The organism is Flavobacterium maritimum, assembly GCF_040049085.1.
Taxonomy (GTDB): Bacteria; Bacteroidota; Bacteroidia; order Flavobacteriales; family Flavobacteriaceae; genus Flavobacterium; species Flavobacterium maritimum.
In genome coordinates, this window is the sequence record NZ_JBDLZY010000003.1 from 107003 (window position 1) to 133816 (window position 26814).

The 26814-nt window shown below is 31.1% G+C and carries 24 protein-coding genes; 9 read left to right on the top strand and 15 right to left on the bottom strand.

The genetic code is table 11. The features are described 5' to 3' along the window. Positions 1-6: 6 nt before the first annotated feature. Positions 7-960, top strand: a complete 954-nt coding sequence (locus ABEB23_RS07795; RefSeq protein WP_348811972.1) for a transglutaminase family protein — start codon at positions 7-9, stop codon at positions 958-960. A gap of 65 nt (positions 961-1025) precedes the next feature. Here ABEB23_RS07795 and ABEB23_RS07800 read toward each other — a convergent pair whose 3' ends face one another. The 14 genes from ABEB23_RS07800 to ABEB23_RS07865 form a co-directional block, all read right to left on the bottom strand. Next, a complete protein-coding gene (locus tag ABEB23_RS07800; protein WP_348811973.1) occupies positions 1026-2276 on the bottom strand; it encodes a murein hydrolase activator EnvC family protein in 1251 nt (416 codons plus the stop codon). Positions 2277-2299: 23 nt separating this feature from the next. Then, positions 2300-3070, bottom strand: a complete 771-nt coding sequence (gene lolB1, locus ABEB23_RS07805) for a lipoprotein insertase outer membrane protein LolB1 (protein ID WP_348811974.1) — start codon at positions 3068-3070, stop codon at positions 2300-2302. A 5-nt stretch (positions 3071-3075) separates the two neighbouring features. Continuing rightward, the gene (locus ABEB23_RS07810) at positions 3076-4425 is read right to left on the bottom strand and encodes a tetratricopeptide repeat protein (RefSeq protein WP_348811975.1); all 1350 of its coding nucleotides are present in this window, start codon (positions 4423-4425) and stop codon (positions 3076-3078) included. A 17-nt stretch (positions 4426-4442) separates the two neighbouring features. Then, a complete protein-coding gene (locus ABEB23_RS07815) occupies positions 4443-5453 on the bottom strand; it encodes a sugar phosphate nucleotidyltransferase (protein WP_348811976.1) in 1011 nt (336 codons plus the stop codon). Positions 5454-5841: 388 nt separating this feature from the next. Further along, positions 5842-6276 (bottom strand): dUTP diphosphatase, encoded by a 435-nt coding sequence (gene dut / locus ABEB23_RS07820; protein WP_348811977.1) that lies wholly within the window; start codon positions 6274-6276, stop codon positions 5842-5844. Positions 6277-6518: 242 nt separating this feature from the next. Then, on the bottom strand, positions 6519-7985 hold the full coding sequence (locus ABEB23_RS07825) for a lipopolysaccharide biosynthesis protein (protein ID WP_348811978.1): 1467 nt from the start codon (positions 7983-7985) through the stop codon (positions 6519-6521). A gap of 51 nt (positions 7986-8036) precedes the next feature. After that, positions 8037-8522, bottom strand: a complete 486-nt coding sequence (locus ABEB23_RS07830) for a hypothetical protein (RefSeq protein WP_348811979.1) — start codon at positions 8520-8522, stop codon at positions 8037-8039. Positions 8523-8532: 10 nt separating this feature from the next. Further along, entirely contained in the window at positions 8533-8976 is a 444-nt protein-coding gene (locus ABEB23_RS07835; RefSeq protein WP_348811980.1) for a GNAT family N-acetyltransferase, read from the bottom strand. 78 nt (positions 8977-9054) lie between these two features. Then, positions 9055-9909 (bottom strand): thiopeptide-type bacteriocin biosynthesis protein, encoded by an 855-nt coding sequence (locus ABEB23_RS07840; RefSeq protein ID WP_348811981.1) that lies wholly within the window; start codon positions 9907-9909, stop codon positions 9055-9057. Positions 9910-9912: 3 nt separating this feature from the next. Continuing rightward, positions 9913-12114: a lantibiotic dehydratase family protein gene (locus ABEB23_RS07845; protein ID WP_348811982.1), complete on the bottom strand. Its 2202-nt coding sequence runs from the start codon at positions 12112-12114 to the stop codon at positions 9913-9915. Then, positions 12114-13820, bottom strand: a complete 1707-nt coding sequence (locus tag ABEB23_RS07850) for a S8 family peptidase (protein ID WP_348811983.1) — start codon at positions 13818-13820, stop codon at positions 12114-12116. Before ABEB23_RS07850 ends, ABEB23_RS07845 begins: the two co-directional genes overlap by 1 nt. Before the next feature lie 70 nt (positions 13821-13890). Beyond that, positions 13891-15477: a S8 family peptidase gene (locus ABEB23_RS07855; protein ID WP_348811984.1), complete on the bottom strand. Its 1587-nt coding sequence runs from the start codon at positions 15475-15477 to the stop codon at positions 13891-13893. A 171-nt stretch (positions 15478-15648) separates the two neighbouring features. Continuing rightward, positions 15649-15819, bottom strand: a complete 171-nt coding sequence (locus ABEB23_RS07860) for a hypothetical protein (protein WP_348811985.1) — start codon at positions 15817-15819, stop codon at positions 15649-15651. A 141-nt stretch (positions 15820-15960) separates the two neighbouring features. Then, on the bottom strand, positions 15961-17694 hold the full coding sequence (locus ABEB23_RS07865) for a helix-turn-helix domain-containing protein (protein ID WP_348811986.1): 1734 nt from the start codon (positions 17692-17694) through the stop codon (positions 15961-15963). A 385-nt stretch (positions 17695-18079) separates the two neighbouring features. Between ABEB23_RS07865 and ABEB23_RS07870 the strand changes: the two genes are divergently transcribed. The 6 genes from ABEB23_RS07870 (at position 18080) to ABEB23_RS07895 (ending at position 24938) form a co-directional block, all read left to right on the top strand. Next, positions 18080-18223: a hypothetical protein gene (locus ABEB23_RS07870; protein ID WP_348811987.1), complete on the top strand. Its 144-nt coding sequence runs from the start codon at positions 18080-18082 to the stop codon at positions 18221-18223. A gap of 349 nt (positions 18224-18572) precedes the next feature. Then, complete coding sequence (locus ABEB23_RS07875; RefSeq protein WP_348811988.1) at positions 18573-19733, top strand: zinc metalloprotease; 1161 nt, start codon at positions 18573-18575, stop codon at positions 19731-19733. A gap of 10 nt (positions 19734-19743) precedes the next feature. After that, a complete protein-coding gene (locus ABEB23_RS07880) occupies positions 19744-20877 on the top strand; it encodes a hypothetical protein (RefSeq protein ID WP_348811989.1) in 1134 nt (377 codons plus the stop codon). A gap of 2 nt (positions 20878-20879) precedes the next feature. After that, the gene (locus ABEB23_RS07885; protein WP_348811990.1) at positions 20880-23357 is read left to right on the top strand and encodes an outer membrane beta-barrel protein; all 2478 of its coding nucleotides are present in this window, start codon (positions 20880-20882) and stop codon (positions 23355-23357) included. A gap of 1 nt (position 23358) precedes the next feature. Next, on the top strand, positions 23359-24303 hold the full coding sequence (locus tag ABEB23_RS07890) for a DUF6734 family protein (RefSeq protein WP_348811991.1): 945 nt from the start codon (positions 23359-23361) through the stop codon (positions 24301-24303). Next, the gene (locus tag ABEB23_RS07895) at positions 24300-24938 is read left to right on the top strand and encodes a hypothetical protein (RefSeq protein ID WP_348811992.1); all 639 of its coding nucleotides are present in this window, start codon (positions 24300-24302) and stop codon (positions 24936-24938) included. The genes ABEB23_RS07890 and ABEB23_RS07895 overlap by 4 nt, the downstream gene beginning before the upstream one ends. A 150-nt stretch (positions 24939-25088) precedes the next feature. Here ABEB23_RS07895 and ABEB23_RS07900 read toward each other — a convergent pair whose 3' ends face one another. Beyond that, positions 25089-25418, bottom strand: a complete 330-nt coding sequence (locus tag ABEB23_RS07900; RefSeq protein ID WP_348811993.1) for a hypothetical protein — start codon at positions 25416-25418, stop codon at positions 25089-25091. Between ABEB23_RS07900 and ABEB23_RS18315 the strand changes: the two genes are divergently transcribed. Beyond that, complete coding sequence (locus ABEB23_RS18315) at positions 25330-25746, top strand: CPBP family intramembrane glutamic endopeptidase (protein WP_369077061.1); 417 nt, start codon at positions 25330-25332, stop codon at positions 25744-25746. The two genes, ABEB23_RS07900 and ABEB23_RS18315, sit on opposite strands and share 89 nt — an antisense overlap. 132 nt (positions 25747-25878) lie before the next feature. After that, complete coding sequence (locus ABEB23_RS07905) at positions 25879-26172, top strand: hypothetical protein (RefSeq protein ID WP_348811994.1); 294 nt, start codon at positions 25879-25881, stop codon at positions 26170-26172. The last annotated feature ends 642 nt before the right edge of the window (positions 26173-26814 follow it).

Genomic DNA, 26814 nt, shown 5'->3' on the forward strand with positions numbered 1-26814 from the left:
ATATAAATGGCACTTTTTAAAATAGTTCACATCACCAAATACCAATACAATTGGCCTATCAAAGAAAGCATCAACGAAATTCGTTTATATCCTCATCATTTTGAGAATCAAGAAGTATTGCAACATCAACTGTTAATAACCAATAATCCCGAAGTCGAAATTTCAAAAGATTTTTATGGAAATCGTGTTGGTAATTTCAATACCATAGAAGCCCATTCGGAAATGACTATCGAGTCCAGAATGTTAGTTCGTGTCAATCATTCTTTAAAAATCCCGGAAATCGACTCTACGACTGTTGCCGATTTAGCGAAGGAAAAAGAAAAAAGTATTTTATTGTTGAGACTTTGCTATCCGGAAATCATTGAAAAACAGGATGAAATCCTTTCCATTTTAAATGAAATAGACTATGCAGACAAATCGATTTTAGAGATTGCACAACAATGCAATAACTATATTTTTAACCATTTTACTTATACAAAAGGAATCACAAACATAGAGACAACGGTCGATGAAATTTTAGAAATCAAGAAAGGGGTTTGTCAGGATTTTGCACATGTCTTACTACAACTTCTTCGTACCGCCGGAATTCCTTCAAGATATGTAAGCGGTTATATTTGTCCCAATGAAAGTGGTCTCAGAGGCGAAGGCGCAACACATGCCTGGGTAGAAATATACACACCAAATCAAGGTTGGCTGGGACTAGATCCAACCAATAACATCTGGACAATGGATAACCATGTAAAACTTTCGGTAGGAAGAAATTTCTATGATTGCACACCTGTAAAAGGAACTTTCAAAGGTCTAGCCAAACAAACACTTTCCGTATGTGTTTCTATCGGATATGAAGACGGACGACAATTTGAAGAAATTAATGATGTCCAGCTGGAAGAGGTTTCAACAGAACTGCAAGAACAACTCGATTACATTGAACTACTGCATCATCAACAGCAGCAGCAATAAAACAGTAAAAAAGGACTACTTATTGTAATAATAAATAGTCCTTTTTTAGTTTTAAAAAATGTTTATTACATATTATACAACCATGTTGCCGGGTTATTGTAGGTTGTGTTTTGGGAAATCGTAAACTTCAATACCGTTTTTCCTTCTCCATTTGTTCTGATCTTCCCAAGGCTTTGTTTGATACTTACCTTCTCTCCTTTAGTTACGAAAACCGAACTTAAATTTTGATATACCGTAAAATAATCCCCATGTTGTATCATCACCGCTTTGTTTACAGGAGACAAAACAATTACACTGGTCACTTCTCCACCAAAAACAGCCCTTGCATTAGATCCTTGATCCGTTGTGATTTCGACACCACTATTTCGAATAACCAATGTTTTATATACTGGATGCGCCTGATCTCCATATGGCAGCGACACAAAACCTTTTTCTACAGGCCAAGGTAACATTCCTTTATTCGCTCTAAAATTATCGGCTACAATTTTTGCCTCCGCTGTTAATACAATTTTTGATGAGGAAACCGGTGACTTAGAAACCGCAGCCCCTGGATTAGCCTTCGCTTTTTCCCTGGCAGCTTCTCTATTGGCTGCTGCAATAGCTTCACGAATTAATCGGTCAATTTGCCTATCAATTGCTCTAGATTCACTTTGTTTTTTCTTGATATCAGCTATAATTTTCTTTTTGTCCTTTTTGATTGAATTAACCAGTTTTTGCTGTTCTTGTTTTTCCTTTTCCAAAGCCAATCGCTCTTTTTCATTCTCAGCAATCAATTTTTTCTTAGCTGCTTTTTGAACATCCAATTTTTCGTTATAAGAAATAAGTTCGTCCGATTTTACTTTAATCTCTTCCCCCTGCATTTTTCGATAGCTGGTATATTGCTTCATGTATTGCGCCCTTTTATAGGCTTGCAAAAAATTCTCTGATGACAATAAAAACATGGCTCTACTCTGCTCCGAGCGGCTTTTGTAGGACTTCACAATCATCTTAGCATAATCCTCCTTCAATACAGCCAACTCTCTTTTTAGCTTATTGATTTTTAGCTGATTAATATACATGTCATTACTTAAAAGCTTCGTCTGTCTTTCAGTAGTGTTAATCAGTTTTTCTTTTAGCTTTATTTTATTGGTTTGAATAACGATTACATTCACCGCAGATTTTTCCTTTTTCTTAACGGATTGCAATAGTTTTTCGTTTTCTTTAATCTCTTGCTGAATTTGGGCTTTTCGTTGTTCTAATTTTTCTTGTTGCGATTCCTGACTCCACAAAAGTGAGGTCATACTTATAAAAATTAGGCTTAGGAGAAATTTTGGCATGTTAAAAATATATTTTTGCAAATTTACTTAATTAAAATTCTTTTGTACCCATTTGGAACACTATAAGGGAAAGAAAGTTCCTCATTGAACGTAATTGTATTGTAATTCAAATTAATTTCTGTTTTCCCTTTTTCCTGAGTCGTGTTTATAAGAACATTCATCGGTACCACTGTTTCATTATACATTTTACTGTCTGAATAGGCAACCTCAATCATTCTACCCTCTGCTATTTGTGTAATTTCTTGTTTTTGGATTAAAAAAGTAGCCGCATCCAAAAAGAAGGACTTTCTAATATTGTTAACTGAAAAGTCATCTAATCTGTACGTCTGTTCTGCAAATGACTCATTATATTTTCCTTTACTTAAGTCATCAAAGGCTTCACCTAAAAGCATGTTCTGGATTTTATTATAATCTAAATCGGTCCCCAGCCATTGACTCAATCCGCGGAAATCACCTTCGAAATAACTCCCGTTAATCTTCTCATAATAACTTACAGTTGTTGGCGTAATTAATGCTTTTGCCATAGTAATTCCCAAAAAACGAATGCTTACTAAAATTCGTTCGTCTTTCTTTATTTTTATCTCGGCAGTAACATTTTGGGCTTGCTTATCATCTGCGTATCTGGCATTTGCCTTTATATATAATGTAGAAAAATTGTTTTTATTGTTATAATGATTTTCAATAATCTTCTCGGCTGTCATTCGGGTTGCGTCTGTACTTGCTGCAGCCACAACTGCTTTGGATTTGCATGAAACCATAAAAACAACTAACAGCAAAAGGGCAAATTTATTCATGTTCTTTATTCTTGTTTTTTTAATAATTGATTGGCTTTGGAAAAATACAACTCTTTTTTCTTAAAATCTCCCAACCCATTGTAGGCTTCACCCAATTGAATGTTAAAATTGATTTCTAAATAAGTGTCCTCAACTAAATAATCCAAGCCCATCTCCAACATGTCTTTGGCTTTTTTGAATTGCTGTAATTGGTTGTTAGCTAAACCCGAATAATAATAAAATTGTGGTTGCGCCGGAAATATTTCAATCATTGCCGTTGCCCTTTGGTCAAGCTTTTGAAATTGTTTCATTTCAGTATATGCCTGAAGCAAAAGCAAATTCGTTTCCATATCTTCGGTTCCGCTGTTTTTCAAGGATTGTTCATAATACTTGACCGCTTTGTCCCATTGCTTTTTCTTGTGATAAAACTTTGCTATTTCCTTGGCCACATTCACTTCCTTATCATTGTCAAAATACCCAATTGCTTTTTCTAAATCAGGGGTGTATTGAGGATTGGCACTGACAAAAATCAGAAATTCATTGAGAATCCTATGCTTAATTTTAGCATCAATTTTGTTGCTTGCCAAAACTATATTCATTGCGTTTATGGCTTTTGTCGGTTCATTTTTATCCAAATAACTTTTAAACAAACTTATCTGTGCCCATTCTGAAGTGGGGATAGCCGCTTCTAATTTTTTTGCCAATTCCAGTACTTTCTCCTCTTCGTTATTTTGCGAATAGAGAAAAATCAGTGAAATATAATTGGATTCTTCTTTTGGGTTTTTATTAATCTGATCAATCAGATTGGCTATCTCCTCATTTTGATATTTCCCTCCGGAAAGAATCTGTAATTTATATAAATCCCTTTCCTCTGATTTTCCAAATTTATCGTTGAGTTCATTAATAAGCGCGAGTGCTTTATCCTGTTGATTTGTTACCATGTAAAGCGAAACCAAATCGTCTTTATACCCTTCATCAAAAGGAATCAATTTATTGATTGTGCTTATGGCCAGACTGTAATTTTTGGTCTCAAAACTCACATCATACATGCCGACCAAAAACCATTTGTTTTTTGGATCAATTTTGGAAGCCTGTTCAAATGCATTAAAAGCGCTTTCATAATTTTTTAGAGCCAAATAATTTTTTCCAAGTTCGAAATAAACGACCGCATTATTGGGTTCGATTTTCAGGCATTTTTGTAAAGCTACAATCGCCTTATCATGATTCTCGATTCCTTTTTGCAGTAATGATTCATAGAAAGCATCTTGGAACTTATCATCAACCATAGCAATATCCTCTGGTTCCGTTTGGGCCACAAGCGAAACCGGAATGCATAACATTCCGAAAAAGAGAATAGCTAGAGTTTGTTTTTTCATTACCTAGTTCTAAATTTTTATTCCAATACAGAATAATCCCCAATACTGATACTGGTGAATTTCCCATCAAAACAAGCGTGATTGCCTATCATTGCATTGTCTAAATTGGCGTTTTTAATATGAGAATGGGTTTGTACCAAACTGTTTTTTATGCTACTGTCCACAACATGACATCCATTTCCTAAAGAAACATTTGGTCCCACAGTTGCGTTGACTAATATAACGTCTTCGCCAATGTAACAAGGAGGGATTATCGTTGCATTTTCTAATTTTACACCAAAATCTACCAAATGTATTCCATCGTTATGTAAAAAGCCCAACATTCTGGAATTAGTCTCCACAGTAACGTTTTTATTTCCGCAATCCATCCATTCATCGACCTTGCCCGGCACAAATTTCATGCCTTTTTGTTTTAGGTTTTCTAAACCGTCAGTCAATTGGTACTCACCTCCTTTGGTAACATTATTATCCAGTAAATATTGCAATTCAGAGCGTAAATCTTCTCCTTTTTTGAAATAGTATATTCCGATAATTGCCAAATCAGATACAAACTCCTTTGGTTTTTCAACAAAATCAACAATTTCGTTTTTCTCATTCAATTGTACTACACCAAAAGCACTTGGATCAGCTACTTGTTTTACCCAGATCACACTGTCAGCAGTGGTGTCTAAACTAAAATCAGCCCTGAAAAGGGTATCTGCATAAGCCACTACAATTGGGCCGTCCATACTTTCTTTGGCACACATAATTGCATGACCTGTTCCTAATGCTTCATTTTGATAATAAATCGTTCCTCTGGCTCCTAATTTTTCAGCAATAGCGACTAAATCCACTTCGACTTGTGTACCAAAGTCTTTGTGAATTATAAAGGCGATTTCTTCGATATCCTGATTGATTACTCCGGCTATGTCTTCTACCAGACGGTGAACGATTGGTTTTCCGGCAATTGGAATTAATGGTTTAGGTACTGTTAATGTATGTGGGCGAAGACGAGATCCACGTCCGGCCATAGGAATTATTATTTTCATTGTTTGGTTATTTTGCCGCAAAATTCGCCATCCTAACTATTTCGGATTCACAAAAATTCACGAAGATTTATTTTGTTTTCTGTGTGTTTTTTAAAAATATTTTATCTCATTTTTCGCCTCTCGTCTCTCGCCTCTCGACTACGTTCGAGATGACACGCTCGCGATCATAAGCTTGAGATGATTGCTTGAAATTAAAGTCACTAAGCTAAGAATAATTCACATGATCTCGTCAATTCCGAGGAAGAAAGAGTCTCAACAAACGTGAGCAAAAAATGGAGATTCCTCTTTCGTCGGAATGACAAATAAACTCTTAACTTACTAACTATGTGTTCACATTAACACCCTCAATTGACCACTCATTACGGCGACTGAACACTGTGACTGTTAACTATTTTACTCCTGTGCTTCCGAAACCGCCTTCTCCTCTTGAAGTCTCAGACAGTTCCTGAACCTCAATCCATTCGGCACGTTCGTGTTTTGCAATGATTAATTGTGCGATTCGTTCCCCGTTTTCGACAACAAAAGCTTCATTGGATAAATTTACTAAAATCACTCCGATTTCACCGCGATAATCGGCATCAACTGTTCCCGGAGAATTTAAAACCGTCACTCCTTTTTTGGCTGCCAATCCGCTTCTTGGTCTCACCTGTGCTTCATATCCGATAGGCAACTCTATAAAAAGTCCCGTCTTTACAATGGCTCTTTCTAATGGTTGCAAGGTAATGGATTCTGAAATATTCGCTCTTAAGTCCATTCCGGCAGAAGCCATGGTTTCATAGTTTGGTAAGGCGTGTTGTGATTTGTTGATTATTTTAATGTTCATGTTTTTTTTATTTAGAAGAAACAAGTTGCGGCTTGTCCGTACGCTGATATTATATTTTATTTTTTTAGCCGTGATGGAAATGAAAAGCCTTTTTTAAGAAAATTGTATTTTTTACTGACTAAAAAGAGCGACTAGAAGAAGCTCCTTTTTTGGTCTTGGAAAAAACCTATTTTATAAAAAAGCTTGCAATGTACAGCGCGATTGGCTCCTCATTTTACAAACTTAAAATTTCTGACTGTTTTTTATTTCTTTTTTCGTTTTGCTATGCTTAGTATGGTTTGTTTTTCGTTGTGAAATATAAAGTACATGAATAGCAGTAACAATGTAATTCCCACGAAATAATTTTCTCTGAATCCGTAAAATGAAATGAAGGAGAAGATTATCGAAATTCCCAGATAAGCCCCGATTTTTTCCATATCATAAGGGATCGGATAATGTTTGTTTCCCAATACATACGATATCGCCATCATGCTTCCGTAAGCCGATATGGTTGCGATTGCAGAGCCGTAATAACTGAATTTCGGGATTAGAAGGTAATTTAAAACCAAGGTTATTACCGCTCCCACGATGGAAATGTAGGCCCCAATTATGGTTTTGTCCGTGAGTTTGTACCAAACGGAAAGGTTGTTGTAAATTCCCAGGAAAAAGTTGGCCAAAATAATCAGCGGCACTACTTTCATGGCTTCCCAATAGGTTTTATTGTCCAGAAGCAAAAACTTTAAAACATCGGCAAAAACGATGACCCCCAACAGTATTAAGGATCCTAAAATGACAAAATATTTGGTGATTACAGCGTAGGTTTGTGGCGCATCTTCGTTACCAGCATGGCTAAAAAAGAAGGGCTCAATCCCTAAACGGAAGGCGGTGGCGAACAAGACCATGAACAAGCCGAGTTTGTAACAGGCGGAATAAGCTCCTACTTCGGATTTTGCAATATTGTCCGGAAGCAAATACCCCAACAGGATTTTGTCGAAATGCTCGTTGACCGCAAATGCAATTCCGGCCACTAAAATAGGCAGCCCGTATTTCATCATTTTTTTCCAAAGAACGGCATCAAAATTTCGTTTCAAGAGAAGATAATCGGGTGACAGTACTGCAAAAGTCGCTAAACTTGCCAATAAATTGGATACGAAAATATAGCCTATTTCGAAGTTTTCAACGTATAAATTGCCTATAAATGAATTTGGACTGGCCTCTGCTATTTGAGGTAAGAGTAATAAAAAGAAAAGATTCAGGACGAGGTTTACCACTACATTCCCAATCTTGATGGCCGCATACATCATTGGTCTTTGATTGGCTCGCAGTTTAGAAAACGGCACAATCACCAAGGCATCCAAAACCAAAATCCAGATGGAATAGGTAATGTATTGCACATCGACTTCGGCCCAGGCGGCTAAGGTGCTTCTAAAAATTAAGGCTCCGAAAAGGAAGAAAATGGAAGACCAAAAGATTGATATTGTTGTGGTAGCAATTACATTTTGCTTATCGGTTTCAGAATTGTAAAAACGGAAAAAGGCAGTTTCCATTCCGTAGGACAAAATTACATTGAAGAAAACCATCCAGGAAAGTACGATGGACACTTCGCCATATTCGGCCGTTGGTAATATTCCTGTGTATAATCGTACGAGTAAGAAACTCAGCATACGAGGTAAAACCGTTGCCAGTCCGTAAATCGCAGTCTGTTTAAAAAGATTTTTATATAATCCCAAAGTGGTCTTGTTTATTAGTATTTATTAAACAAAAATAACTAAATCTTTGGTTTATTTCTTAGGAGGAGACGAAATCATTTCTCTTTCTTTGATGTTGGTTATTTTAGCAAAATGGATCGTGTTGTTTCTTGTATACTCGATCATGGCTTCGTCCGGTTGTAATTTGAATTTTGGTTTGGATACTACAGGTGGTTTATTTCCGTACTCCTTTGTTGCCTCCGCATCCATAATAAGATCTTGTGCCCCCACTCTTTTGAAAAAAACGGCACTATACCTTTTTGAATCTAAGGCTACTGGCTTGGCTTGCTGATTTTGAAAATAAATTTTTTGCAACTGAATGTCGTTCACCAGTGGCTTTGAAAATTCGACATACAACCGAATTTCTGTGACTTGCTTTTCCGGTTCCTTCGTTGTTTTTTGAAAATAGACCTTTGCTATTTCCTGTGGAAAATCAGACTGATATTCCGGTTTTGAGGCGCAAGAAAAAAGACTGACAATCAGCAACAAAAAAGGACTTATTTTTATACTGCTTTTCATTTGGTTGTTTTTAAGATAGTCCGTCTTCGTTTAGAATCTTTAAAAAATGGAATCCTTTTGGCACATATCCCTGGTTGTAATAAAAGCGGTGGGCGGTAAAGTTTCCTGTAAAGGCATCGAGCACAATCATGGTGCAGTTGCTTTCTTTGGCTTTTTTATCAATATAATCGGTCATCATTTTACCAATCCCTTTGGAACGGTGGTCCGGATGTACAACGAAATTGTCTATCTCTATGTATTTCCCTGACCATAGTTTGACTCCTGTCCAGAATCCTGTTATGCCTACACAAACCCCATCCTCAAAAACGGCCAGTTGTTTGTAATTGTGCGGAATCATTTCGGTGAGATAGGATTCGTATTTTTCGAGGGTGAATTTTGGGTACAAATGCTTGATGACTTCTATTTGCGCCAGCATTTCTTTTTTGGTAGTGAGTTCAACGATTTTTAATTGCATCTTGTTTCAAAAATAGACCCCAAAATTAATCAAAAAAAGTGAACTCTTACTGGCGATTGGAGAGTCATTACTTATAAACTAACGTATACTTTTATACTGTATCATTTTATAATACCTATACAAATGATCGTAAATCAACAACTCATACATTCTTTGTTTCGAAGTATATTGCCGGTTAATCATCATATGAATATGACTCATTAAAAATTCAGGCAAAGGAATTTCTAATTTATTTTTGATTAACAAAATTGTCTTATTGGCTTGATTTTGTTTTTTCTGAATCATTTTGAAAATTTCAAAAAAATCATTTTGCGCTTTTCCTGTAAGAAACCGATCTATTTCCCTTGATAACTCTTGGTACTGTTTGTTCACTTCTTTTTTGAGATTCTTATCCGTATCAAATTCTTTTTTAAAAGAGAATTGCAGCACATCCATTAAGGCCAATTTATCTGCGTTGGTTTTTAAAAATGAATTTAAAAAATGATCAATCGCACAAAAACTGAATAACAGTTGCGTTTCATCTTTTTTGAAAGAGGATTTTATAGTTAAGTACTCTACAATCATTTCGCTATCCATCCAAAAAAGAAACTCCGAATCAATCATCGTATTTTTACCGTATCTTTCAATCTCTCTCTGATAAGTATCAGTTTGTATTTTCCAGACAATATTTTCTTCAAGCATCTGGTTAAAAACAGGATAAAGTGCAGCAATAACTTCGGATAATTTATCTTGGGTTTGGGTTAAAAAACGAATTCTAAGATGCTCATCTGAATCTTTATATCGTATAAAAAACCATTTGCTAATCAGATTTCTTTCTTTTAAATCCAAAATAACCGGATATAATTTTTCAAGTAAAACAGTATCTGCCGTCCTAACACCTGTGTATATTTTATAATATAGCCATTCACTTCCTAAACAAAAATCTCTCTGCATTCTTTACAATTGTTCTTTATAAAATGACAATATTAAGTGATTGGTAAATTTTTCTCCATTTATATCTTTAACTACAGATCCTTGGGTAAACAAAAATTCTTCTAAAATAATTCTACTATAGCTCTGAACCGATTTTAAAAATAGTTGTATGCAAATTTCTTTTTCAAGATCAAGCAAAAGGGTGTTATCAAAATGGACCCAATTTACAAAACGACTTATTTGCCGCTCTTTTCTCCAGGCCGCAAAAAATCCAAATAAATCGTGTTCCTCTTGTTTAGATAAAATTGCGATTTCATCTTTACTCACAATCCATTTTGCTTTCGAAAGTATAACTTCATCATATTCGACTCTTGGAAAATAATCATAATGTGATTCCAAGACACCCCAACTAAAACTAAAAATCGGTTTCACATCTTGTGACTGTAAATCGCATAAAAAATGATAAATAGGCAGCGATTTATTCGAATAATTATGGGCATTTGACAAACAGGGAATCACTTCTTTATTGTGTGTTTTTGACCGTAAAATAATTTTGTCGTTTTTTACGGAAATCATCAAATCATTTAAATCAATAGTATAGTCTTCCGTTACTCCAGAGTTCGAGAGATAGGCAATTTCATATTCTCTTAAAACAGGTCTTCTCAATATATTTCCGGTTCTTGATTCAGGAAAATGGACAATTTCTGCAAGAATTTTATCCGAAAGACATACAGTCTCCTTTTCTATAATTTTATTTGTCAAATTCTGAATCTGGGCATTCCCATTACAAAAACGTCCGAGTAATTTTGCTGCACTCACATCTCCCGAAGATTCAAAAGCTATTTTTTCATTGTTTAAAAGTTCAATCATTACTGAAAATGTAGCTGGTGATTTATTCCAGTTGGCATTAAAATCAGGAAAATCTTTTTCAGATAATGAAATCAATTTTTCCTTTTTAAAAAGACAGTTTTTTACTTTTTTTTCCAATATGAAATCGTAGGCTGTCCAAGGCTGATTCTCTACTTGGGGTGTTTTACTTTTAAAAGAAAAATTTTCTAATATTGCATGCGTATCGTTCATGTCAGAATTTTGAAGATAGCCAATTCCCGTTTCAGTATCTAAAACAGTTGTCAATGCCATTTCTCTGGATTCATACCTTTTAACGAACGTTTTAATAAAGTTTACATGATTTGCTGATTTTTTTTCTTTTTGAACTCCGTTTAAAAACCTAACGGCTTTCAATACTTTTTTGGAGACATTCCAATCTAGTTTGTTTACTGAACATGCAATATTTAGGTCTGTTTGAAAAAGGTATTTTTCGTCATAGTTCACCGCTGTTTTTTGAATTAAGGTTTTTATATCCTCGTATTTTTTTTCAGCAGGAATAAGATTGGCATCTAATTCCAGAAACTGTTTTCTTAACTTTTGAAATAATTCGTAATCTAATTTCAAACTGGGAATTTTACTAAAAATAGTCAAAACTCTTTCCCATTCATCACTCCCTGTCAGAGTGGCGTCCAATTCACTTACAAGAAACTGGAAATCGATTAATTGATTGACAAACTCAAAAGCTTCCTCTTTTTCATCTTCATCATCTGCAAGAAGAAAAACCATCTCATCTATAGTCACACCCAATTTCGCTTGAAACAAAATTTCTTCTAATAATGTCGATTTTCTTAATGCCGAAATACTATGCTCTCTTTTTGTTTTTACATAATTGTATTCGACATAACGGTAGAAATCGCCGAGTTTGTAAATGGAATTATTGGGATAATATTTAAGATGCTTTCTAACCTCTTTCCGATTCGTAAATTGGTGCAACATTGCAACCCAAAACTGCATATCAAATTGGGTAAAGCGTTCGAAATTATCAACAGATTTAAGTGTAATCTCAGTCTCAGGAGCCATAGTACCTACTGTGCAACCTGCAAATAATCCGAAAGGAGTACAACGTGCTGACATTCTGGCGATATATTTCAATAAGCTTAGCTCTAAACCATTCTTTTTTTTATTTGATAAACTCGCAGGATTTGTTTTCCATTTATTTAAACCCTCTAATAGTTCGGGTGAAGCCATTCGAATTGCTTCTTTAACAAAAGGGCTTTCAAATAATTGCAATATATTTTCTGAAGAATAGTTTTCCAATAAATTAATGTACAAAGACATCGGAAACAAAGGAGTTCTTAAAACGAATTGCCCAAAAGGCTGAACATTGTAATTGTTCATTATCGTTTGTTTTTACTCACTTTCTTAGCAAGTTGCATCGCATTGTACACGTTTAAAACTTTGCCAGATTTGGATAATTCTGAAAAAGGAACTTTTTTACCCTCTCCTCCTGGAACCAGGACTTCTAAATCATAAGCCGTTCCCGAATCAAGTATAATTTGTTTAACTTCCGCTACCGACAGTTTAGGATAATACGTCCAAATCAAAGCTGCTGTTCCTGAAACCATCGGAGCCGCAAGTGAAGTTCCGGAATCGGACACATAGGTATTGCCTGTAGATGTAGTATAGATTTCTTCTCCAGGGGCAAATAAGTCTACATTTTGTTTGCCAAAATTTGAAAAACCCGATACAAAAGTACTGTCAAGTCTAGATGAAATGGAGCCTACATTGATAAAATTACCACACACTTCTTTAGATAGATCAAAACGATTGTCGCTAGGATAATATGGATTTTCATCTACGTTAAATCTATTATTACCTGCGCAATGAACAAGTAGAACATTGTTTTCTTCGGCATATTTAAAAGCCTCAAAAACCCAATCTTTGTTCAAAGAAAATTCTTTCCCAAAAGACATATTGATTATTTTGGCACCATTATCAACTGCGTAACGTACAGCCATGGCAATGTCTTTATCATTCTCGTCGCCAGAATAAGAAATACTTAATGGCATGATTTTTACATTTTGGGTAATTCCTTTTATTCCAATATTATTTTTTCTGTTGGCAGCTATAATCCCAGAGACTTTGGTGCAATGGTCTTGAATGATTCTATAGCCTACTTTGTTGTTACATACTAGGTTATTACCATATCCTTTTTCTAATTTTTGTGGATTGTCACCAATAGCAGTTCGTTCATTAAAATTTAGGTTTAAATTTTTATTTACAATAGAGTCTATTTGTACTTTATTTTCTAAAATATCCTCTAGTGAATTTTCATTACTCTCGAGACTAAGCATTCTATAGTCAATCAGGGCTCCTAAATCCTTATCATTGTCCTCACGCCTTTGTCTATATGTTTTGTCATTAATCTTATATTTTTTATACAAACTATCCAATTGTTTATATGTATAATCTTCTTTAGGGAAAAAATGTTTTAGGGTGTCTTTTATTAATGGGTAAACTGTAACACTATGTTTAATAGACTGTAACCATCTATTGTAATAAATAATTCTTTCCTCCTGCATTTTAACAGCTCTTTGGTATTCTTTGTAATTTGGCAGGTCAAGAACATCAATTTGGTTTTCTGTTTTATTCTTGAAGAATTGCCTCCAATTTCTTATTACGCGAGTATACTCAAAATTACCCCATACAACATACCCACCACTTTTGGTTCCAGTAAAACTCCAGCCATTGATGTCGTCTATATAACCGTTTTTGTCATCGTCAATCCCATTGTTTCGAATTTCATTGGGGTTTGTCCAGATTTGACCCTGCAAATCTTCGTGCTTCAAATCAATTTGGGTGTCTATTACAGCAACAATAATGCTTTTACTTTTTGGTCTCTTTTTATTTTGTCCATACCATTTGTCTAAAGAAATCCCTGGAATAGTATCTTGCCTGTAGTCATTTTGATGCCACATTTTCATAGTCAATGGACTAAACTCTTTTTTGGGGGGCAATTTGCCAGAAGAAGTAGTTGCCTCTTTTACAGATTTACAACTTAAAAAGAATAATATAAAGAAAAAGAGAGTATAAATTGTCTTCATTAATTTTTTCTATGGTTATACTAAAATCTTAAAAGATGATCCCATTTTAAATAAACGAATTTAAAAGTTGTTAGTTACCTTTTTTACTCACTTTTTCTGCAAGCTGCATCGCATTATAGACATTCAAAACTTTTCCAGATTTAGATAATTCTGAAAAAGGAACTTTCTTGCCCGCTCCTCCTGGGACCAGGACTTCTAAATCATAAGCCGTTCCCGAATCAAGTATAATTTGTTTGACTTCCGCTACCGACAGTTTAGGATAATACGTCCAAATCAAAGCCGCTGTTCCTGAAACCATAGGAGCCGAAAAGGAAGTTCCAGATTCAGTTTTATAGATATTGCCCGCTCCTGTAGTGTATATTTCATCTCCAGGGGCAAATAAATCTACATTTTGCTTGCCATAATTAGAAAAATCAGACACAAACGTACTGTCTAGCTTATGCGTTATAGATCCCACATTGATAAAATTGTTACAAATTTCTTTCGATTCATCATAACGAATATCTCGAGGATAAGATTCATTTTCATCTACACTTTGACTATCATTTCCTGCACTATGAACCAGCAGAACATTATGCTCTTCGGCATATTTAAAAGCTTCTAATACCCAATCTTCGTGCATTGAGAATTCTTTTCCAAAGGACATATTGATTATTTTTGCCCCATTATCTACGGCATATCGTATCGCCATTGTGATATCTTTGTCGTGTTCATCACCAGAAGGCGAAATGTTCAAAGGCATAATTTTCACATTCTGTGCAATCCCTTTTATTCCTTTACTATTAATCCTGTTTCCAGCAATAATTCCAGATACCATGGTGTTGTGATCTTGAATTGTTCTGACTCCCTTTATCGTATTGTTAACATTGTTATTACCGTATCCCTTTTCTAGAATAGTTGGATTGTCGCCTATTGGAAGTCGTTCATTATAATTTAAATTCAAGTTTTTATTGACAATAGAGTCCAGTTGAGTTTGCTGGTCTTTGATGTCCTCTAAAGTTTTTTGATTCATTTCTAGATTGGCCATCATACAATCAATTAACGCTCCTAAATCTTGATCGTTATCATCACGTCTTTGCCAAAATTTTTTGTCATTTATTTTATATTTTTTATAGATACTGTCCAATTGCTGATACGTATAATCTTCTTTTGGAAAAAAATATTTTAAAGTGTCTTTTACCATAGGATAAATAGCTGCCTTATAATTTAACGATTTAAACCATTTTCTATAATACTTGTCTTTTTCTTCTAGTGTTTTTAACGCTCTTTGATATTCTTTATATTTATACAAGTCATGAACATCGATTTGAAATTCCCTTTTATCCTCGAATAATAGTCTCCACTCTTTTACGATACGCACGTATTCATATCTATTCCATACTACATATCCACCACTTTTGGTTCCTGTAAAACTCCAACCATTTATGTCATCGATATAACCATTTTTATCGTCATCGATACCATTGTTTGAAATTTCATTCGGGTTTTTCCAGATTTGTCCTTGCAAATCTTCATGACTCAAATCAATTTGGGTGTCTAATACGGCAACAATAATGTTTTTACTTTTTGGTCTCTTTTTATTTTGTCCAAACCATTTGTCTAGAGAAATCCCTGGAATCGTATCTTGCCTGTAGTCTTTTTGATGCCATATTTTCATTGTCAGTGGATTAAACTCTTTTTTTGGGGGCAATTTGCCAGAAGAAAAAGTCGATTCCTTTGTTGATTTGCAACCTATGGAAATTAAAAAAAAGAAAACTAATGTATAAATTGGTTTCATGTTTTTATGATAACATTTAATATTGTTGCTATAACCATTGCGAGTTATAAATTAGCGGTTGCAATCTATAGAAGATCCATTTTTACCACGATTCGTATCAATTGGATCATCAAATCCAAGAGCATATCCACCATTTATCAAATGAATATTTTCTAATTTCGCAACTTTCATTTTTTCTAAATCAAATTTTTTGTTTCTTTTTTCCTTTTTGCTAGTTTTCATGAATTTAAAATTTTTATCGGTTTGTAAGAAGCGGCAAATTTATGCTGTCCTCTATTTAAAAATAAAAAATACTTCATTTTACTTGTCGGAATTCACGAATTTCGATTAGAAAAAGTGTTTAAAAATCTGATAACATATCACTTATATACTATTTGAGTTTTCCAATTCTTTGATGAAATAAGTGGGTTTTATACCTGCCTTTTTATAAAAAGCAGCAGAAAAAGATTCCGCACTATTAAATCCAAACTCTAAAGCTAGTGCTTGAATAGTATATTTGCTCAATTTAGTATCTTTTTGCAATTGAACTAGAGCAAACTCAATTCTTAAATCATTTATGTATTGAATAAATGATTTTCCTTTATAAACATTTACAATTTTAGACAGATATTTAGTATTAGTCTCAAATTTGGTTGATAACTGTTGAATTGTAATATTAGGTTCTAAATAATCTTTTTTTGTCTCAAAATGTTTTAGTTTATCAAGTATTTGCAGAACCAGTTCATCTGCAATTCCAATATCTTCTTTGCTATTGCTGGTTTGAATTTCAGTTGTAATTTCTTTGTTACTAGGATTTGTTATATTATCATTTGTTACCACAGTTTGATTCATGATTTGTTCAAATCTTGATTTGTATCTTTTTTTAAGATTCAGTTGGTAAAACCCAAATCCAGTAATAGAAACTGTCATGAAAAGCAAACCTCCAATACCCCAGTAAAATTTACCTTTATCATTTTCTAGGGATTTTATTAGCGCTTCTTTTTCAGAAAATAAATGCGGCGTATCGTATTCTTTATGTACTAATTTATTTAAAACTCTATAGTTTTTCTGTAAAGTATTATCTATTTCCATATACGCAGTTATGTACTTTAATTGATTTTCTTTATCTCCATTGTCTTTGTAGTATGAAACTAAGTAGGGATATCCGTCTATAAATTCATTACTTATTTCTTTAGTTTTTTTATAAATGGAATCTACTTTAATGAAATTTTTCACAGCAAGTGTTTTATTTCCTAAACCATCGTATGTTTTTCCTAAATAGTAATAGGCAGCCAATGCGTTACCAACATTATTATATTCAATCATTTTCGGTAATGCTTTGTTAATACTGTCTAGCGCTGCTTTGTAATTTTTTTTTAATACTTGATTTGCTCCTTCATTAAGTATAAATAAATGTTTGTTTTCGTCATCCTTTGTGATTTTTGATTCATTATAGCCTAATCTATTATAATAGGTAGTGGAATCTGTATTGTTGAGTGATTTGTAACAATCAGCAATGCCGAAAATAATCCCTTGGTAGTAACTGGAATATTTTGCATCTCTTATATTTTTTGTCTTATAATAATTAAAGCAATCTTTGTATATAGCTAAAGCCTCATTATATTCGCCTAAATCTTCTGATTTAGTTAAACCTATGTAATCTCGTACATTGTAATAGAAGTCTATATTGGTTTTAAGCGCTATTTTTTCAGCCAAATTATAATTAGCCATCGCTTCCTTAAATTTAAATTGCTTTTTTAGAAAATCCGCTTTTTCACAATAAGCCGCCGCAGGAAAAAACTTATCATTCGTGTTTTTTGAGTATTTAATAACACTATCTAAATACATAATTGCTCTATTAATATCTGTCTCATAATATAATAGTGCAAATTGATAGTTTGCTTTAGCTTTCCGAATAGGGATATTTTCTCTATTAGCTTTCGCTAAATAAGCTTTCGCGAATTCCAATTGTATTTTCGGATTTTTCTCATTATCAAAATACAAATCGTGCAACTCATCATAAGACAATCGTCTAAGATCCATCTTTTGAACTTGAGATAGTAATGTAAAGGGTAGTAAGAATAAAAATAGCTTTTTATTCCAAAGTAGGTAGGTCATTATATTGGGGGTTTGCGCAAAAATACTGTAAAGAAGTAAGTTTATGAAGAAAAATAATACATTTCACAAATTTATACCAAAACGTTGTATTATAGTAATTTATACAAACACAAACACCTAAATTCTTGAAATCCATAACGGAATTCCCGAATCCCGACAACGGTCATTTGTTTCGAATAAATTCTTCCAATAGTTTTGTCCTCAGAAAATTGAATCGATTTTTTAGTAAGACGTTACTGCGAAATTGAACCGTTTTTCAAATATAATTTGGCCAATTATAAGGGATTGCTTCAGCTGTATTGTAACCCTATAAAAAAAGCAGAGCAACTCGGAAATGCAGATGCCGGAAAAAAGAATGCATTTATATAATCAAATTTACCTAATAATGAAAAATGAAATTTTAAATAAAAAAATCAATGCAATTTTAAACATTGAGCAACTAGAGGAAAGATTAGAAATGAATACTCTAGCAGCTTTAGATTCTTATTGTTCTAATGGAAATTCAACTACCACAACAGTAGGAAAATAGTTTTTCCTTTCAAAACTATAGTTTTGGCTTTATTGACAAAACTATAGTTTTATTTAATTACAATTTTGAAACAAACGGTAAATGCTTATGGTTGAAGAATCAAAATAAATTTGTTTTAAACATTTTAACTTTCATAATACTATCATAATGAATCATGAAAAAAATATTTCATATACAAAATCAATACTATCCAAAATACTAAACCATTACAAAAGAGATAAGAAATAAATCTATAAACCTCATTTATGATTCTGTATCCCTGAAACTTATAATTAAACCAAACTGCGTTTCTTATAATAATCTCTTTAATAAAGGCTAATCAAACATATTATTTACCCAAGTTTATAAAATGCAAAAAAAAATAGAATTAATTAAAATCGAGGAGGAAAATAAGTTTCTTATAAAAAGTGGTGATGTCTTTTTTTCTATTACTGAAATTATGTATATAATTTTAGAAAAATATAGATTAGACTGGCCATTTTCTAAAATCGCACTTTATTTAAATCAAGAAAAGAATACAGTTTTTTATAATGAAGAGATTATTAACTCAATAATTTCTGACGATAAGATAAAAGAAATAATTGCTCTTAACACAAAATATACAAGTAAGTCAAGTTACATCTATTTAAAAATAAAATTAATTGATCCTTATAAAATTAAAAAACTTTTACATTTTCTTTCCATATATCTATTCAACAAAAAAATATTTTCCTTTTTATCAATTTTAGGAACGGTAACGTCTATTTCATATAACATCTTTTTTTTTGATAATATTTCGAATTTGCAGAATCGATTAAATTCAAATATCGTAGAACAATTACCTCAATTTATTACTATATATCTACTGTTTATTTTAATTATTTTTTTACATGAAATCGGCCATGCAAGCGCTTCCTATAGATATGATATAATGCCTAAAGAAATTGGTTTTGGTTTTTATTTTACAATGCCTGTTTTGTACACAGAACTTACAGGAATTTGGTCATTAAAAAAAACTGAAAAAATATTAGTTAACATTTCCGGAATATATTTTCAACTGATATTAAACATAATTTTTGTTCTAATATTATTATTAAACTCTGAAAATATAATAGTGAGTATTTTATTTTTAATTAATTGTTTCAGCATATTATTTGCATTAAATCCATTTTTTAAAAATGATGGTTATTGGATCTTTAGTGATTACTTTAATATCGTCAATCTAGAGATGAAAGCTGACAAATGTTTTATCCAATTATTTAGATTCATATTCTCTCCAAAACAATCACTTCTTTTTTTAAGAGACAAAAGAAAAATATTAGTTCTCTACTCATTTGTTAGCTTTTTATTTTGGTTCTACTTTTTTTTCAAAACAACTAAATACATGATTATTAATGCGAAAAACCATTATGAAAGTATATTAAACGGCTTTGATTTAATTACTTGGGGAAAAATAGTGCTTTATGTGTTTTTCGTTTACATGTTTATAAAATCGACATATCATAGAATAAAAACAATCATAACAAACTAAATTTAAAAGTATGAGTTTAAAAAATATAATTGCTAATAATAAAAAAACTATTTCCGAAAACAGAAATTTTGATACTCTAAAAGATATTAATTTATTTGGAATGATGTCGACTTTACTTTCAAGATTTTTATCTGAACTACCTATTGAAGAGCATTTTAAAATTTACAAAGACAATTTAGTTTATGAATCTTATAAAACAGAAACTCATACAAATGATGGTGAACTTTTGTCAAAAAAAGAACCAAAATTTACTCCCAATTCATATAAAAACCTTCAAAACCTAAAAACTAGGCCGCATATTATTACGACTTTTCATTTAGGCATGTATTTAACAAATGCAAATTTTTTATATGCAAATGGGATTGAGTTTTCAGCTTTAATATCAAGCAATAGTTTATCTCATAATGGAACTCGTTTTAAAGATATAATGAAAGATGGTCAAAATTTTGATTTGAAACTAATAGATGCGGAAGATAAAAATTCTGCATTAACATCAATAAGAGAGTTAAAATCAGGTAAAAGTTTACTTATCTATATTGATGGAAACCTTGGAGCATTAGAAAAAAAAGAAAATCTATGTGAAATCCATTTTTTAGATAATAAAATAAATGTTCGCAAAGGGGTTTCATTTATTTCATATCTAACTAAAACCCCTATTGTAAATGTTTTTAACTATATCGAGGATAACAAAGATATTGTTTATCATATTTCAAATTCCATAATATCAAGAAATAAAAATGAGGATCGATTTGTTATGGAGAATATTTGGAACGAATTTTCTGTTTTTTTAAAACAATACCCAGAACAATGGGAAGTTTGGAGGTACTTACATAAAAGTCTAATTGATAAATCAAATAATACAACTGATTATATAAATCATTTTAATGACATTGAAGATCAAGCTATAGACAATAATACCAACAAATTATATCATTTTAATTTGAATGAGTATTCCTTATTCACAACTACAGAAGACCTTTATCTATTAGATAAAAAGACTTTAAATTCATATTATATAATCCCAATATTAGCTGACCTTTTAAGAAAGTCACTATTTAATCCAATACTTTCAAATACAAATAATCTAAAATTAATTAATCATCTCTTCAATAAAAATTTATTGCTGGCAAACGTAACAAATTAACTATGACAAAAAAAAGTATAGCAATAGTTTTTCTATTGTTCTCCTACTCTCTTTTCTCTCAAACAATTCATTTACGAATTCAAATCGAATTAGAAAGTATCAACTGTGAAGATATGAATAGAAGAACAATTACAATTGAAAAGTTTGACAACAATCAATATCAAAAATTATTTGCCACAGAGTCCGATAATTGTGAAATTGAATATGATCTCCCCAAAAAAACAAGTTTCTACAGACTTATAGCTAATGCAAATAATTATAAAGAAGAAATAATTAATTTTTCGACTCTAGAGGAAACCGAAAAATTAGATTTAGGAAGAATATTTCTGAAGAAAAGCGAATTAACAACCTTAAAAGAAGTTACTATTTTAGGTTATAAAAAGCAATTTATAAAAGTTGAAGCAGATAAGACAACTTATCTTGTTAAGGACAATCCAATATTGTCAACAGGTATGGTTGTAGATGCTGTCAAAAAACTACCTGGCGTTTTAGTTAATCCTTCAGGCAATCTAGCAATGAACGGTAAGGAAACCGCGGTTTACATTGATGGTAATCCTAGTAATCTGTCTGGACAAGATTTAATAAGTTTTATTCAAAGTTTACCCGCAAATACAGTGGAGAAAATAGAACTCATAGCAAATCCAGGATCCGCTTATGAAGCAAACACGAGCGGTGGGATTATTAACATTATTACTTACAGTAAAGGTTTAGAAGGCTTAAGTGGCACCATCAATTTGCACTATGGATATAATGGAAATAATAAACCCGCACCTTCTACTATTTTGAATGGTAAAATGAAAAATATAAATTGGCAACTGCAATCCGGTTACAATTATCAAGAGGGAGATAGTTATACGAAAACTGATAAAATTTTCACCTCTTTTAATCCTGAAGTAAAGTTTTTACAAAATAGTTCCTCCGAAAACACAAATAAGAACTTTTACCTGAGACCCATGGTGAATTTTAAATTGAGTAAAAATTCAAACTTAATACTAAATTATAATTTAAATATTGCTGATAATGTAGCAAATACTCTAAGTGAATCAAATACCATAGCCGCTTCTCCTCCAGTAATATTGTCAAATAATTATACTTTTTTAAGTAAGAACAACAATCAAGAATTCATTGCAAAATTTAAAACTGAATTAGATACTTTAGGAAAAAACCACCAAATAACAATCTACTCTTCTTTGTTTAATCGTACTAACTCAAGTGAATCAATTCAAGAAGAAAATTCCATAAAAACGTATGGAATTAATAATATAGATTTAAAGCTGAACAACTCCTATTTAAAATATGATATTCACTTACCTTTCAAAAATCTTGATTTTACTTTAAACATTGGCGGAAAAATCAATTACTTGAATTCTAGCAGTTTAGGAAACTATAATTTAAACAATTCTTCTTCTTCAATTATTGACAATCCAACCTATATAAATCAACTAAATTTTAATTATGACGAAATAAGTTTTGCATTATACACTGAAATTAAAAAGAAAATTGGCAAATTAAATGTAACCGCTGGATTAAGACTAGAAGATTTAAAATATAAAAGTCACACCGTTCAAAATAATAACGAAATAGAAAATCATATTAATAATCTATTTCCAACTATGCATCTATTATATGAATTAACATCAAACATCAATATTTCGGCCAATTATACTCGTAAAATTTCACTCCCATCCTATAATCAATTAGATCCTAATAATTCAGGATATTTTGACCAATTTAATTCAAATATTGGGAATCCATTTTTACAGCCTAATTTTTATGATAATTTTTCTTTTAAAGTTTCGGCTTTTAGTTGGCTTCAATTAGGCAACGACTATTCATATTCTAAAAATGTCAACCTAATGTCTTTTTATACTCCAAAAGAATCATTAAACACAGTCCAGTCATATCGAACATACGATGCAATAAAATATTATACAACATATGCGTCTATTCCAATACCATTTGGTTTAATAAATAAAGGGATGAGTTTTTTTAATCAACCTTTAGATTTAGATAAAATGAGCGGTTTATTACTTTACGTATCTTATAATAATCATAAAGTTATCAATTATTCTTATTTGACTGACCACAAATCTTTTTGGCAATTCTACATTCAAACACAAATTATATTGCCTTATACATTCAAATTAACTATGGACTATGGTTTTATGACAGAAGGAACATATGAAGTTTATCAGATTAAAAAACCTATACAAATGTTAAACATAAATCTAACCCGTAAATTTTTTAATAAAAAATTAGAAACATCTATTCATGCGCTCGATGTACTTCACAAATTTGAAATAAATGGATTAATACCATCTCCCAATTTAAATATTAACTATTTCAATACTTATGATAGTCGGGTAGTCTGGTTTAAATTGACTTATAATTTTGGGAAACTAAAAAACAAAGGGGAAACCGAAATAAATTCAGAAAAAAAACAATTGGAAAGTACAGATATAAACAATATAGGCAAGTAAAATGAGCAAAAATAACACCACAATTTATCAAAGCATGTGGTTCAAACCATACCAGTTTGACATAGATGATAAAAATCCAATCCTCAATAATGGCAGAAGTATAGGTGGATGGGTTCATAGACGACATTTTTATATGGCTTGGGCATTAAGTGTATACCGATTAAAGAAATATTATAAAAATTTAGTTTTGGTAACGGACCACATTGGAAAAGAATTACTTATTGATAAATTAGAATTACCATATAATGAAATTGATATAGATTTAGAAAATTTAAATGTCAATCATTCCTTATGGGCTCTTGGGAAATTAAAAACATATGGGAAAGCAAAAAATGATTTTTTACATTTAGATGGCGACGTTTTTATTTGGAAAAAATTACCCGATTTTTCACGTAAAAACGAATTAATTGTTCAAAATCTGGAATATAATCAACATTATTACAAGACTTCATTAATCGAAATAGAAAATAGTTTCGATTACATTCCTAACGAGATTTATAAAATTGTTAAAAGTAAAAAAAACATTATAAGTTTTAATGCTGGGACATTTGGTTCAAATGATATTGGATTTATAAAAGAATATGTTGAAAAAGCGTTAGAATTTGTAGATCGAAATACCAATTGTTTTTCAAAAACAGATCTTGGCAGATTCAATACTGTTTATGAACAATTATTTTGTTATTATTTGGCTATTGATAAAAAAATTAAAATTACTCCTGTTTTTAAAGAAATGAAACCAAACAAAACAGATGTAACAGCTTCCAAATTATTTAATGGTCAGCTAGTGAATTTTTTAGATGTTAACAAAATGAATTATATACATCCCTTAGGAATGAATAAAAAAAGTATTTTGATAGCATGTCAATTAGAAAAACGACTGCAATATGAGTTTCCAAAAGTATATAACAAAATTATAGAATTAGATAAATCAAATAGTTTATTATGAAAAAAAGTGATTTTAGGAAAACATTATTTCTATTAAAAAAATATAATTTTTCTATTGAATTTTCTGAAAACTTCTTAAAAGATATAGAAGAAACAAAAAGTATAATCATTAAAAATTGTTATTTATTTGAGTTGAATAAAGTAAACTTTAATGAAAAATTAAATGAAGAAAACACCAAAAGAATAAAAGAATTTAACAAAATAAGTTATTTAACTTTTCAAAAAATAAAAGACCGTAAATATTTAGAAATTAGAAATTTTATTTTCAAACTTTCGAAATGTACTTTCATTAACAATACCAATCACGATTATACTTTGATTGAAAAATTACTTCTTTCCGACGATATAAATGGTAAAATTTGGAATGCATTTATGGATAGTAGATCCAAACAAATTACTATAATTTCAAAAATATTACCTGAAATCAATGATTATATAGATATTAAACTTACTACGATGCAAAAAATCATACTTTCTCTATATGAAAACGAATGTTCAATGAAAGAGATTATTCGCTGTTTTAATAATCATCCCGAAATTTCAATAAAATATTCTCGAAAAGCAATAAATAAATTTGTTTTGGCTAATACTCTTTTCTTTCTATACTGGGGTATAATTAATAATTCACATGAATAAGAATCTTAAAATTTCAATTTCAATTCTTTTAAGTTTAATAGTAATTGGAATCCTAGCCTATCTAGAGATTATAGTTTCAAATTTATTGAAAGTACATTTAACTGAATTTTCATTGACTATATTATCCCTTCATATTCCAATTCTAATATACTACCTTACAAAAATAAGCTTAGAAAAGATCTTTAAAATAGAAACTGATTCCTTTGGATTTTCAAAAAAATTTATTGCCAAAAATCTGCTCATTGGTTCATTAATAGGGTTTTCTGTCTTAACTATTTCTTTAGGAATTCTATTATTGTTAAATAATATAAATATAAATTTTTCTAAAACAACTTTTGATTCGGTTTTTCTAATACTCGTTAGTTCAGTTATAGTTGGTTCTTGGGAAGAACTGTACTTCAGGGGTTTTATAAATACTCTTTTCATAAACCATGGAATATCTTTTAATCTTACTGTTGTTTTCTCATCAGTTATCTTCACTGTTGCTCACATTATGAGTTTTAATCCTGCCGAAACATCATACTTTTGGTTGTTAGGGATTTTATTTATGGGGATTTTATTCTCAATTCTATATGAAAAATTCAATTCAATTTTTGTCCCTATAGGCTTACATATAATTTGGGATTTTATATCGTTTGGATTAGTAGGTCGAAATGATTTTAAAGGGTTCTTTATTGACAACTTTCAAATATTTTCAAAAAATTTAGACGACATAGAAACTATTATAATTTTTAGTTTAATCCTTTTACTGTTTTTGAGGGACAAATACATACAGAATCGCTCTAATGTCACAAAATTAATTAAATAAAACATGGAGTTAAATTTAAGTTCTAATGCAGAATTACTAAAAAGACTTTCAAAGAAGTTAAAAAGAATTTTACAGAAAACCATTTTATTACAAAACAAATATTTAGTTTAAAAAATCAAGAATTTAGAAAATTTGAATTTAAAGGAACTTAATACACAAGAAGTAATTTTAATTGAAGGTGGTCGTTTCTGGTGTACTGAATATAATTTTCAAAACTATAGAAATGGTTTGAAAAAAATAATTGATAAAAATAATAATTCGATAAAAGGTATTGCAACAAATTCCAATAATAAATCTGTATTATTATTGGAAATTATTTCAAAGAGCAAACCTAAAATCATGAGATCTTTAGGTATCGAATCACTTTTAAATAATTACAATATAAATTCAATTTATAATAGTACGGATATAACAAAGATGGATTGAAATAGGTTCAAAAGGATTAGATAGTTTTTATACGTTTAAAACCCCTAGTAATTATACCGAAAATTATTGGAAAAATGTAGACAACAAAATATTCCAACCTCCCCCTGGTTCTTTGGAATTATATATACAAGAGAATTTAACCGAGGAAAAAAATAATTTAGCTATTTACATTTCCTTCTAAATCAAAAAAGAGGTTTGTTATAGATCTAACAGTAATACAACTTCACACTAGAACACCATCAATTAGGAATTCTCTCTATTACAAATAATAAACGGGATCAGTAGCTTTTAATTTTAAATCACTTCTGTACTCGCATAAAAATGTTAGAATCATATTATAAAAAATGTTTTCTAACAAAAATAATTTGATTTAAAATACTGTATTACTGTTTTTTAAAATATAAAAACATCGGAATTCCTGAATCTCGACAAGCATAGTTTGTTTTGAAAAACTTGTTCCTTTAGTTTTGGCATCCGAAAAGTGAAACGTTTTTACAGTAAGACGTTACTGTGAAACTAGACCTCTTTTTTAAAATATAATTTGGCCAATTATAAGGGACTGCTTCAGCTGTTATGTAACCCTTCAAAAAAAACAGAGCATAGGGATTTAGATAAAGCTAAATTGTTACCCTTCAAAAAAAC